Source organism: Terriglobia bacterium, assembly GCA_020073085.1.
Taxonomy (GTDB): Bacteria; Acidobacteriota; Terriglobia; order JAIQFV01; family JAIQFV01; genus JAIQFV01.
Genome location: JAIQFV010000001.1, coordinates 470,359 through 482,375 on the forward strand (window position 1 = coordinate 470,359; position 12,017 = coordinate 482,375).

At 56.5% G+C, this 12,017-nt stretch carries 9 protein-coding genes; 1 reads left to right on the forward strand and 8 read right to left on the reverse strand.

Going from position 1 to position 12,017, the window contains the following annotated elements; translation table 11 throughout:
• Positions 1–3: 3 nt before the first annotated feature.
• The gene (locus tag LAO21_01875) at positions 4–1,827 is read right to left on the reverse strand and encodes a VWA domain-containing protein (protein ID MBZ5551439.1); all 1,824 of its coding nucleotides are present in this window, start codon (positions 1,825–1,827) and stop codon (positions 4–6) included.
• A 262-nt stretch (positions 1,828–2,089) separates the two neighbouring features.
• Between LAO21_01875 and LAO21_01880 the strand changes: the two genes are divergently transcribed.
• The gene (locus LAO21_01880) at positions 2,090–3,322 is read left to right on the forward strand and encodes a serine/threonine-protein phosphatase (GenBank protein ID MBZ5551440.1); all 1,233 of its coding nucleotides are present in this window, start codon (positions 2,090–2,092) and stop codon (positions 3,320–3,322) included.
• Here the strand turns inward: LAO21_01880 and LAO21_01885 are convergent.
• From LAO21_01885 to LAO21_01915, 7 genes are all read right to left on the reverse strand, one after another.
• Positions 3,319–3,840 (reverse strand): GNAT family N-acetyltransferase, encoded by a 522-nt coding sequence (locus LAO21_01885; GenBank protein ID MBZ5551441.1) that lies wholly within the window; start codon positions 3,838–3,840, stop codon positions 3,319–3,321. The genes LAO21_01880 and LAO21_01885 overlap by 4 nt on opposite strands.
• Positions 3,841–4,000: 160 nt before the next feature.
• Positions 4,001–5,479: an NAD-dependent dihydropyrimidine dehydrogenase subunit PreA gene (preA, locus tag LAO21_01890; GenBank protein MBZ5551442.1), complete on the reverse strand. Its 1,479-nt coding sequence runs from the start codon at positions 5,477–5,479 to the stop codon at positions 4,001–4,003.
• Positions 5,480–6,925 carry an NAD(P)-dependent oxidoreductase gene (locus LAO21_01895; GenBank protein MBZ5551443.1) on the reverse strand — a complete coding sequence of 482 codons (1,446 nt, stop codon included), beginning with the start codon at positions 6,923–6,925 and terminating at the stop codon, positions 5,480–5,482. It abuts the gene before it with no gap.
• Between the two features lie 74 nt (positions 6,926–6,999).
• The gene (locus LAO21_01900) at positions 7,000–7,446 is read right to left on the reverse strand and encodes a hypothetical protein (protein MBZ5551444.1); all 447 of its coding nucleotides are present in this window, start codon (positions 7,444–7,446) and stop codon (positions 7,000–7,002) included.
• Positions 7,447–7,523: 77 nt separating this feature from the next.
• Positions 7,524–9,023, reverse strand: coding sequence for an aldehyde dehydrogenase family protein (locus LAO21_01905; GenBank protein MBZ5551445.1), 1,500 nt, complete (start codon positions 9,021–9,023; stop codon positions 7,524–7,526).
• Between the two features lie 114 nt (positions 9,024–9,137).
• A complete protein-coding gene (locus LAO21_01910) occupies positions 9,138–10,433 on the reverse strand; it encodes an aspartate aminotransferase family protein (protein ID MBZ5551446.1) in 1,296 nt (431 codons plus the stop codon).
• A 174-nt stretch (positions 10,434–10,607) separates the two neighbouring features.
• Positions 10,608–11,990 (reverse strand): glycosyltransferase, encoded by a 1,383-nt coding sequence (locus LAO21_01915; GenBank protein ID MBZ5551447.1) that lies wholly within the window; start codon positions 11,988–11,990, stop codon positions 10,608–10,610.
• Between the last annotated feature and the right edge of the window lie 27 nt (positions 11,991–12,017).

Consider the following 12,017-nt stretch of genomic DNA (forward strand, 5'->3'; position numbering starts at 1 on the left):
CAACTAACGAACCTTCGAGAATGCACTTCCCACCTTGTCGCTGTCGTAGTTGTAGACCACAATCCGGAGGTTCTGGTTGGGCGCCTGCAACGGAAGGCGCATCGAGAACGGGATGCCTTCCTTCAACACCCGTTGGTAGGTTTCTTCGCGCAGATTCATCTCCATGGTTTCCCACTGATCGCCCAGGGTTCTCCCCTTTGAGTCCCCGTAAAAAACGGTGATGTAAAGCTTCCCTTGGTGGAGTCCGTTCACCGTCCGGAATGGAACCCTTGACGCATCGACTTTCATATCGATCACGACCACCGGGTTATCCGGCATAGACCTGTCTTCCCGCGACTCCGCCTTGAAGGGAAGGTCCTTGACGTCCTGGGTGTATCCGGCGGCGGCTGTGATGCGGCTGTAGGAAAGAAAGGCCTCACGGTCAAACGGCTCCAGGGTCTCGCGGGCATAGTACCCGTGCCGGAAGGAGACTTTGACATCGGGACGGTTGACCCGAACCGTGATGCGACGATATTGTCCGTTCCAGTCGGTGTTCTTGGGATAGTATCCCAACAGGTATTCCCCCCGGGTCACTTCATTCACTCGTGCCAGGGCGTTAGAAATGTTTTCATGAATGGAGGCGAGTCCGCCAGTCATTTGGGAAATGTTGCGCAGGCTGGAAAGCGCAAAGGTTCGGCTGAAACTCCCCAGGTTCATCTGCGGTGAATTCGGGTTGCCTGGACCCTGGATTCGGCGAGGTAGCGCTCCGGTACTCGCACCAAAACTCGGATTGAGGTACACCCCGCCGGTTTGGAAGGTGTCGATCGACACCCGAGCATCGTTCGCCATGGCGGCGATACTCTTGTCATTTTCCAGCCGGGGGAGGAACAGGCCGTTTTCAGAGAAAAACAATAAGTGTTTTTCTCCCTCAAGGTACCGGAGGTACTCGATCGAGGTGTAGATGTTCTGGAGATCCTGCATGGTCATGGCGTTCGTACTTACGTATTCCTCAAAGGGCAGATCAGTGAGCGCATTGGCCTGAAGCTGGTCGAAGGACGACACGGAGGAAACGGAGGTTCCAAGGGCGTTGTCGGCTTCCATCCGCTGCAGGGTGGTGCTCACCTCGTTCGTATCTCTCGCCAGCTGGCCGGAATCGGTGATACGTCCCGGAGGGACCTGGCGGGACGCGAGGGCCCCGGGAGCTTCAAAGATCTTGTCGATGTCGGGTTGGAAGGACTTCGGGATCTCCTTGCTTCCGTAAATGGCGGCGAGTCCGCTGAAACGAAGTTCCATGTGTGATTCGATCTTCTCATGAATCTTCTTGTACCGCTCGAGCACCAGGGCGATCTGTTCATGATCAGTGGCGAAATCGGTCGCACGATTATAAGCGAACACCGCCACACGATCCTGAGGCAGAAGGTCATTTCGCACAAACTGGATCAGGGCATCGACACCCTTGAAAGGCCGTTCCAGTCGACCCCGCCCAAGCAGAATCAAGAAGGTTCGAGCCGTCTGCGGCACCAGCTCCAGCCGGGGAACTTTTCGAAGAAGAGGCTTCTCCGGGGCCTGGGACGCAGTCGCGGTAAATGTTTCCAAGGAGAAATGCCGGATGTCCTGACGCGCCCCGTTTTCCAGCACGATGAAATCCTCCTTTTTCAGATCGAGGACAGGATGGTCATCCTTGTCGGTGACCCGGACGTTGACCGGAATCAGCGTCACACGGATGCGAATGGTTCCCGGAGGGGCCGGCTGCTGGGGTCCGCCCCCGAAGAGGGAGAAAACGGCAATTAATAGACTGCAGAATGCGGTCACGACCAGAATTTGTTTATATAAGAAGGTGTTTTTCACTGCTGGCCTCCTTGGCGATGTTCGACCGAAGCGAGGAACAAGAAAGACTCCACCTCGAAAAAGGAATCATTCCACATCTCTTTATACAGGAAATCCGGGGAATAGATTAATCAGGAGCGGGAAATTCATCGGTCTCGATCCGATTCGTCTTCTGAGTCAATCCATCCGCTCCCCATCCAATTTGATTGACTCCCTTTGTTAATTTAATCACAATTGGGCGAACAGTTCAAGATCGGTCCTCTTCCCGTGTCTGAGGCAGAAAATGACCTTCAAAGATGAATTTGCGGACATGCGCCAACGCCTTTCGGATTTTGCCGGACAATTCAAGCAGACGGCAAAGGCTCCGAAGGAAGAGCGAAGGGGCCCGACCGGGCATCGCCGCGTGGACACGGTGTACTGGAATCTGCGGGAGCTCTTCACCAAGGACGTCACTGGCCAGGACCTCCGCAAACTGGTCCAACACGACACGCGCGAGACGTTTAACTATTTTACCCGGGAGATCGACTTTGATTCCCTGCGGCGTCTTCACTGGTACAAACGATACCCAACGGCTTTTTGGAGAATCTTCCAGGCGCTGGCTTACCGGCTCAGCCCGCCGCGGCGCATTGCCTTTGCCGTCGCAATCCTCGGTTTACTGCTGGGTTTTATCGAGGTCTTAGGTCAGGGCAAAATGGGTATTCTTTTGCCCGATACGTCGGGGAGGGTCTGGTGGTTCATCTCGATCGTGCTTCTGATCGTTCTCCTGTGCATGGAATTACGGGACAAGCTGGACCTCAAAGGTGACCTCGAGATTGCCCGGCAGATCCAGCTGGGCCTTGTCCCGTCGAAGCCCTTTGTACAGGAGGGCATCACCATCCATTGCCACATGCGGCCTGCGAACACCGTGGGGGGAGATTACTTTGATATTATCGAGTTGGATGAAAGCAGCGTCGGGTTTGTCATTGGCGATGTGGCGGGCAAGGGAATGCCGGCGGCATTACTCATGGCCCTACTGCAAGGCAGTCTTCGCACGCTCATTACGGCAGGGTTCCGCGGCTCCGAGCTGATCGCAAAGCTCAACGAATATCTCTGCACGAATATCCCCTCCAATAGCCTGGTGACTTTTTTCTATGGGGAATTGACCACAGCGACCGGCGAATTTCGATACGTCAACGCGGGCCATAACCCGCCGTTTGTGATCCGCCATGACCAGTCCATGGAACGCCTTCCCGCCACTTCCATCCCCCTGGGAATCAATCGTGAGGCCCGCTTCTCTGACAACGCCGCCCAGCTGGCACCCGGAGACCGCCTGTTTCTCTTCACCGATGGTGTCACTGAGGCATTCAATACGGAGGAAGTGGAGTACGGCGAGACAAGACTGACGGCGTTCCTCAAAGCGCGGAGCAATTTGTCAGATGATCAACTCATTCAAGCTCTCATTGCCGACGTGCTTTCCTTTTGCGGAAATGCAAAACCTCATGACGACATGACGCTGATGAACATCAAGCGCTCCTAGTGACGACCCCGGGCATCGGAGCTTTCCCGCTGAAAGCCGCCAGCGATGGCCGCAATGTCGTCCCGCGTGAGCCGATAGACCTTCCAATCATTCAGCCACCGTGCCCCCAGCCGTTCATAAAAACGGAGGGCGCCTGTATTCCAATCAAGCACCGCCCATTCCATGCGACCGCAGCCGCGGCGTTGCGCCTCCCCAACGAGATGCGTGAAAAGGGCGAGCCCGACTTTTCTCTTCCGGTACTCCGGCAGAACAAAAAGATCCTCCAGGTAGAAGGTGGGCAGGGCCAGGAAGGAGGAGTAGGTTTCGAACGCCAGGGCGTAGCCGACCGCTTTACCCTCCACCCGGGCCAGCCAGGTTTCGAACCGGGGCCGCTCGCCAAAGCCGTGCTCCAACAATCGCGCGCGGGCTTCCCCTACGGGTTTTTGGAGCTTTTCAAAATCGGCCAAGGCGTCAATGAGCGCGAGCAGGATTGAGCCCTCCTCGCGGGTGGCACGGGTGATTTCGATGGAGTCGGACAAGGGGTTTCTCCGGAGATGCTGAACTCTGTAATCCTGAAATCGCGCCGGTTGCGGTGACCGGATGAGGGAGAGTTCGCTGCGCAATGGCGTGATCAAGACGGGCTCAGCCCTCTGTCTACTTCCTCTTCCATGACAGTGGTCTCCCGGTGCCGGGTGTCCCTCAGGTCCCCGCCTTGGCGAGCTTCTTGGCGCGATCGGTCCAGGATTCGAACGGTTGACCCGTCCGCACCTCCTTCATGGTAATGCAGCTTTCCACAGGGCAGACCAGCCAGCACAAGTTGCACCCAACGCATTCCTCCTCGTCCACGTGAGGGACACGGTTCGACCGGGCGGCTGCCGGGGCCTCCTCGGTCGAGGAACGCAGCGTCGTGGCCGGTGGGGGGGCCTGACCCTGTCTCCCATTGCCGCTCAGTCCGACATACCGGGTCGTGATTCCGCGGCCGTGAAGAACGGGCTCGTGCACATGGAGGGGATGATGGGCCGGCGGCGCGAGGAAATTCATTGCCGCTTCCTTTTCATCCCGTGTGGGCGCCTCCCTCCCTGCACCTTCAATGTGAATACACTGGTGGGCCGCATCCCAGCATGCGATATGACAGAGATCGCAACCGATGCATTTCTCCGGATCGATCGACGCGATGATTTTGTAGTTGAGATCGAGATGGCCCCAATCCTTCATTTTCGCAATCGAAGCCCCTCGAAAATCATTGAGGACCTTGAACCCCTTGTCATCCATCCAGTTGGAAAGCCCGTCAATCATGTCCTCGACGATTCGGAACCCGTAATGCATCACCGCTGTACACACCTGGATGGAGGTACAGCCGAGGAGGATGAATTCCGCGGCGTCCTGCCACGTCGCAATCCCGCCAATCCCGCTGACCGGAATCCCGATTTCGGGGTCCGCGTTGAGGGTGTGCACCATGTTCAGGGCGATCGGTTTGACTGCAGGGCCGCAATAGCCGCCATGGGCGCTCATCCCCGACACCTTGGGGCGCGGGGTTAGATCGTCGAGATCGATGGAGGTGATCGAGTTGAGGGTGTTGATGGCGGAGAGGCCATCGGCTCCTCCCTTGCGGGCGGCGCGCCCGATCTGAGCGATGTTGGTCACATTAGGCGTGAGTTTGATAAGCACCGGCGTCCGGGCTACCTCCTTGACCCAACCGGTGATCATCTCGCAGTATTCCGGCACCTGTCCCACGGCACTTCCCATGCCGCGCTCGCTCATCCCATGGGGACACCCGAAATTGAGTTCCAGTCCGTCGGCCCCGGCGTCTTCGGTGCGCTTGACAATGTCGTGCCAGGTTTCCCGTTTCGAGTCCACCATCAACGACGCAATCACCGCATGATGGGGAAATCGTTTCTTGACTTCGTAGATCTCGCGCAGATTGTCTTCAATCGGTCGGTCGGTGATGAGTTCAATGTTATTCAATCCCATCATGCGCACGCCGTTGTAGTCGATCGAGGAATAGCGGGAGGTGGTGTTAACAATCGGTTCCCCGATCGTCTTCCAGACGGCGCCCCCCCAGCCGGCATCAAAAGCGCGCATCACCTGGAACCCGGAGTTGGTCGGCGGCGCCGACGCTAGCCAGAAAGGGTTGGGCGATTTGATGGTTTTCGCAAAAGTGACCGATAAATCTGCCATTTATCTCACCTCTCCACGGTGTAGAGACCCCCCGTCGGATCGCTTCGACACCTTCGTTTGAATCCACGCCTCAATCCCATGGGCCGCTTTCTTCCCATCGGCGACGGCATCCACGACCTCCTGGCCTCCATTAATACAATCCCCGCCCGCAAAAAACCTCGGATTCGAGGTCTGGTAGGTGATCTCATCCACGACGACACGGCCGTCTCGGGATCGCTCCAGACGCGGGATAGCCTTTAAGAAGTCCTCGTGTTGGGTCTGGCCCAGTGATTTGATGACCATGTCGCAATCGATGAAGAACTTTGATCGCGGCACCGGCTCGGGACGACGACGCCCCGTCTTGTCCGGCCTTCCCAGGTGCATGGTCACACACTCGAGTTTTTCAACAGTTCTATTTCCATGAATCTTGACGGGCTGTGTCTGCCAACTAAAAATAATGCCATCCCTTTTGGCAAGCTCGTATTCGTAAGCGAAAGCCGGCATCTCCTTCTCGCTGCGGCGGTACACCATGCGCACTTCCGGGGCGCCCAGGCGGACGGCCGCCGTGGCCGCATCAATAGCCGTGTTTCCCGCGCCAATGACGCTCACGCGCTTCCCCACCTTGCACCTCGTCCGATTTGTTTTGTAATCCTCGATGAAGGTCAACGCGTCCACCACCCCATCGAGATGCTCTCCAGGGATTTCCAAATCATGGGTGTCGCCCAGTCCGATCCCGACAAAAATAGCGTCAAAATCCTGCTCAAGTGATTGCAGGGAAACCCGGCGGAGAACCGAAGGTGAGATCGAATCCCGCTTCGCCCCGCTGCTGTGCCCTCCGATCTCGACCCCGCATTCGAATTTCACACCCAGCTTCCGGACGAACTCGACTTCCCGGAGTGAATCCGTCGGGGTAAGCTTGTACTCGGCTATCCCATAGGTATTCAATCCCCCCGCGAGGGGCTTGCGCTCAAAAATGGTCACCGCATAACCCAATTGGGCGAGCTCGGCAGCGCAGGCCAGGGAAGCAGGACCACCGCCAATGCAGGCGACCTTCCTTCCATTTGCCCTTCCGGGCACGAAGGGGTGAAACTGGTGATCATTCGCCCAATCCATCGCGTGACGCTGCAGGAGCGCGATTTGGATCGGCTTCTCGTTGTGATGATTCATCACACACGCCCCTTCGCACAACACTTCGACGGGGCACACCCTCGAGCAGCTTGCCCCCAAAATGTTGGCCTCCAGTACGGTCCGCGCGCTGCCCCGGAGATTTCCTGTGGCTATCTTCTTAATGAACTTGGGAACGTCGATGTGCGTGGGACAGGCGATGGTACAGGGGGCATCGAAGCAGAACAGACAGCGCGAGGCCTCAATGACGGCCGAATTCGCGGTGAGCGGAGGATGGATATCGGCAAAATTCCGATTGAAATCTTCCGGTGAAATCTTCACGAACTTGTTCTTGTTTGCCATGATTGAATCTTCTGCTGACCGATGAGGTCCAGGAATTCTCAGCGTTGTCAGCGAGCTCTGCAGTCAATGCGGTCTTAGGTGAACCACCACCCCCACAGATTCTTCCAGAAAGGTGCGATGAAATCCGGAAACAGGTAGCCGGCGGCAAGAAAGGTCAATAAGAAGTATCGCATGCGAGCCGTCGAGTCCCCGGTCTGCTTCTCGTGAGGCAGCGAACTGATCCCCAAAAGAAAAGCAAACGAAAGCAAATAATAGATCCATGGCCGGCCCATAGGCCGGGCCGCCAGGCTCGCCCGCGTGAGAGCCGCCACACAGGTCGCGTAGAGATAACTGTTGATCACCAAGAGAACCGGTTCGCTCCGCCTGATCAGTTGTTGTTTTCTTTCTTCCGAGCTCTTCTTGGCGCTATAGCCGATGACGGCTTGGAAAACGCCCAGCACGACGAACGTGATCAAGTAAATGAGCCCGACAAACAGGATTCCCACAGTGACCAGCGTGAGGAGATACTTAAACAGGGCCATGGTCCATCGGGCAGATCAAGACGGTATCAGTGCGAGGGAGGAATTCTCTTTTCTCCCCGACTGGCCGCGACTGTGGGTTAATACAGGTTTCCCTCGCGCTTCGTGCCGGTAAAGTCAATATAAACGGTCTTTAATTCACTCCAAAACTCAATGGCGGTAGAGCCCATTTCGCGAGCGCCCACGCCAGTAGCCTTGATTCCACCAAAGGGGAGTTGGGCTTCTCCCCCGGGCGTCCCCGAGTTAACGTGCGTAATTCCTGATTCAATGCGTTCAATAAACTTGAAGATCCTGGAAGCGTCGTTGCTGTATAGGGCGGAAGACAGTCCGTATTTCACTCCGTTGGCCACAACCAGGGCCTCCTCGAAGTCTTTCACCCGAATGACGCTCAGAACCGGGCCGAAAATCTCCTCCTGGGCGATCCGCATCTCCGGTTTCACATGATCGAAAATCGTTGGCTCCATGAAATATCCCCTGGAGTATTTTTCGCCCTCACATCGTTTTCCCCCAATTCTCAGCCCGGCCCCTTCGCGCTTCCCGATGTCAAGATACTTGAGGACCGTCTCCATCTGGCCTTTATCGACAGAAGGCCCCATGGCAATTCCGGACTCCAATCCATTTCCGACCGTCACCCTCTTGGTTCGCTCCACCAACCGCTCCACGAAGGTGTCGGCAATCTTCTCGACGACGATGGCACGGGAGGTAGCGGTGCAACGTTGTCCCGTCGAACCAAAAGCCCCGGTCACGGTCGACTCCACGGCCAGCGGCAGATCAGCATCCTCAAGAATCACAATGGGATTTTTTCCTCCCATCTCACACTGGCACTTAATCCCGCGCGCCGCCCCCTGATTATAAAGCCGGCTGCCAATGTCGTTCGATCCCGTGAAGGAAATGGCGCGGACCTTGTTGTTATTGACCAGTTCTTCGCCCACGTCCCCGCCGCTGCCCAACACCAGATTCAAAACACCGGCGGGGAGGCCTGCTTCGGCAAAAATTCCGGTCACCAGGGTAGCGGTCCATGGGGTCAGAGTCGCCGGCTTGAAGACGATGGTGTTGCCACACACCAACGCCGGCGCTATCTTCCAGGCGGGGATGCACACGGGAAAGTTCCAGGGTGTGATGCAAGCCACCACCCCAATCGGCTGACGCAAGGTGTAACAAAAATTGCTGGGAAGCTCCGAAGGTATGGTCTCACCCTTGAGACGCCGCCCCTCGGCCGCCGCGAATTCCACGCAGTTGATCCCCCGCGCCAGCTCGCCCAATGACTCGGAGAGCGTCTTGCCCTCTTCCAGAGTGAGCGCCCGGGCGAGCTCGTCCCTGCGAGCCGACATAAGTTGGGCCGCCTTCATCACCAGATTCCCCCGCACCGGCGCCGGGGTATTCCGCCATCCCTCCAACGCCTTCTCGGCGGACTCCACCGCCTGCCGCGCTTCCTCCCGCGTCGAAAGGATCACTTCGCCGAGAATTTCCTCGGTGTTCGCGGGATTGATGTTGGGGACGCGGTGCGATGACCGGGATTCAACCCATTGTCCGTTGATATAGTTCTTGTAAGTGGTGAGCGCAACCGTTGATTTAGTCATGGGATACCGTCAATAGCAAAGATCCAAAGGCACGGTGGAACGGTAAACATTGACGACCATCCGCTCTCCCAATTCTCTCTCCATGCCTCTGTGTCCCCGCGGTGTAAGTTTTTTTCAGTTTCTCTGAATTTCCGAGAAACTCTTATCCAGTGCCTTGATGAAGTCGTCCACGTCCGATTTCCCGATATTCATGGGTGGAGAAATCCGGAGGGCATTTCCATACAGGCCGCCCTTGCCCACCAGGATTCCATTCTCCCGTGTCCGTTCCATCAACGCACCGATCTCTTTTGTGGCCGGTTCTTTCGTTTTGGGATCGCGCACCAACTCCAGCCCCTGAAGGAGTCCCATCCCCCGCACTTCCCCGATCATCGGGTATTTCTTCTGCAGCTCAAGCAAACGGTCGCGGAGATGCGCACCGACCACCGTGCAGTTTTCCTTGAGCTTGTTTTCCTCGATGAAATCCAACACCGCCTTGGCTTGAGTCATGGTGATCGGGTTCCCCCCGAAGGTCGAAATGGTCAGGCCCTTAAGCGAGTCTGCAATCTGCGGCTTCGCGATAGTCACGCCCACAGGGGCCCCATTGCCCAGGCCTTTGGCGCTGGTGATCAGGTCAGGCTCGACCCCCCAGTGCTCAATGCCAAACCATTTGCCCCCGGTACGACCCCAGGCGGTCTGGACTTCGTCACTGATGAACAGGCCGCCGTACTTCCGAACAATATCGGTAGCAATTTTGAAGTACTCTTTGGGGGGAGTGATGAACCCTCCCACCCCCTGGATGGGCTCCGCGATGAAAGCAGCAATTTTCCCTGACGTCGTCGTCCGGATCGTCTCTTCCATGTCTTGGGCGCACTTCACCTCACAACTGGGATAAGTCAACCCGAATGGACATCGATAGCAATAGGCATTTACCGCGTGAACGATGCCCGGGTTCGTGACCCCGCCAAGTTTCCAGGACGCATGAGCCGTCAGCGTCATGGCCAAGGCCGACCGCCCGTGATAGGAGTGTCGCAGGGCGATCACTTCCGAGTTCCCGGTGGCGCAGCGAGCCGTCACGATGGCGGTTTCATTGGCCTCGGTCCCGCTGTTGGTAAAGAACGTCTTGGTGAGCTTCCGGTTGGGGGTAATCTCCGACAGCCGTTTCGCCAAAGCCACCTGAGGCTCATTGGCAAACACCGTGGAAACATGTTGCAGCTTGTCGATCTGGCGGTGCACCTTGGCGTTCACCTGTTCGTTGCAGTGTCCCACGCTCACGGTAACGATACCGCCAAAGAAATCGAGATACTGTTTGCCGTCGATGTCGTAAACAAACTGACCTTTGGCGTGATCGACGACGAGGGGCTTTTGGTAATAGGTAAAGACCGCAGGGAAAATGAACTCTTTCTGGGCAAGAATGATTTCGTCCTTGTTCATCAGGGCTCCTTGGTCAAAGTGGGATTGAGATTACGACCTGGCATCCAGGTCCGCTAGACGCTGCCGCGGGAAAACGCTATTTTGCCCCTTATGCATCCAATTATCAAGATGTGTTCGCGCCAGGGCTCCGCGCGGGGGAAGATCACGCTCGCGAAAGAACAGCCAGCCGGAGAGTCACCCCGCAGATCGATACACAATGACTTCCGGGTCGTATGCGATGAGCTGCTTCAGTTGTCTCGTGATGGTCCAGGCCAGGGCCGAACCGTCAAAACATTCCGGAGGGGCGAAATCTTTCACAACACGGTCAATGACTGCCGTTCGAACGAAGAGGTTGTTCCCCATGCCATCCCCTCCTTTCCGTGGCGCCTTGGAGATGTAGCGGTAGCGGAGCGAGTCGTTGCCCAGCAGCGTCCCGATCCAGCGCCAGGCAGGCTGACGGGGCAAGTCCAGCTGGGGTGGAATCAGACGCGGTCCACTGACCGCAGCAATCTGAGGATCACCGAAGTTTCGCACGGCGCGAGCCATCCAGTTTCGCACCGGTAATTCTGAGGCATCGAGGAATGCGATGATCTCATAGCGAGCGAGCTTTCTGCCTGAATCTCGCTTCGCACACGGCCGTCGATCTCCCGTTTCAATCACCTTCAGCAAGGGATGGATCTCAAGGCCCTCCTTGTGATTTGACACAAGGATCACCTCGAATGCTGCAGGATATTGTTGATTCAAACATCGCTCCACACATCCCTTCAGCGATTTCTCGTCTCCCCTGGCTGCAATGACGATCGAGATTGCCGGAAATTGCGAGGGAGTGAGATGAGACCGGTCATAGTACCTTAAGACATGCATCCGATAGAAGATTGCCAGGGTGTCCCATCCCGTTCTCCACAGATCACCCAGGGTGATTCGCCCGAAACGAAGGATTCGGCTGAAACTGAGCTCGACCGGCGCCTCCACAATTCGATACCCCAGCCGGTGCACGTTGGCGAGCAGTTCCACATCGAAGGCAAAACGCTTGCACACGATCTTGGAAAAAACGTTTTCCAGTACATGGTATTTGAAGAGCTTCAATCCGGTTTGGGTATCTTGCAAGGGCAGGTTGAAGAGGAGACGGTGAAAAAAACTATAAACATGGCTAATCAATACCCGCTTCCAGGGGTAATCGATCTTTGACTGGGGGTGTCTCTTGCTGCCGATGACGACATCCGCCGTCTCTTTTTGGAGTTTCTCAAAGAAAAAGGCAATCTGGCGGGGGTGAAGATCCAGATCCGCGTCCAGGAAGACGACATATCGCCCGGTTGCGAGCCCGAAGCCTTCTCGGAGCGCGTATCCTTTACCGACGTTTTCATCGTAATGGAGCGGCCGGATGGCGGGATATGCCTTTGACGCCGATTGAATCTCAGCGTAGGTGTTATCAGAACTCCCGTCATCGACAGCAATCAGCTCGAAATCCGGAGCAAAGGTGGACAGAAATTCACAGATCTCACAGAGATTCTTTCTGATCCGGTCCCCCTCATTAAAACAAGGGACAATCACAGATACCTTGCCTGCAACTTGCTCCATTCAACGCCTTTTGATGAGGAGATGCGG

Coding starts and splice junctions, on each gene's coding strand:
- LAO21_01880 (MBZ5551440.1), top strand. CDS start 2,090: ATGACCTTCAAAGATGAATTTGCGGACATGCGCCAACGCCTTTCGGAT.
- preA (MBZ5551442.1), bottom strand. CDS start 5,479: ATGGCAGATTTATCGGTCACTTTTGCGAAAACCATCAAATCGCCCAAC.
- LAO21_01895 (MBZ5551443.1), bottom strand. CDS start 6,925: ATGGCAAACAAGAACAAGTTCGTGAAGATTTCACCGGAAGATTTCAAT.
- LAO21_01900 (MBZ5551444.1), bottom strand. CDS start 7,446: ATGGCCCTGTTTAAGTATCTCCTCACGCTGGTCACTGTGGGAATCCTG.
- LAO21_01905 (MBZ5551445.1), bottom strand. CDS start 9,023: ATGACTAAATCAACGGTTGCGCTCACCACTTACAAGAACTATATCAAC.
- LAO21_01910 (MBZ5551446.1), bottom strand. CDS start 10,433: ATGAACAAGGACGAAATCATTCTTGCCCAGAAAGAGTTCATTTTCCCT.
- LAO21_01915 (MBZ5551447.1), bottom strand. CDS start 11,990: ATGGAGCAAGTTGCAGGCAAGGTATCTGTGATTGTCCCTTGTTTTAAT.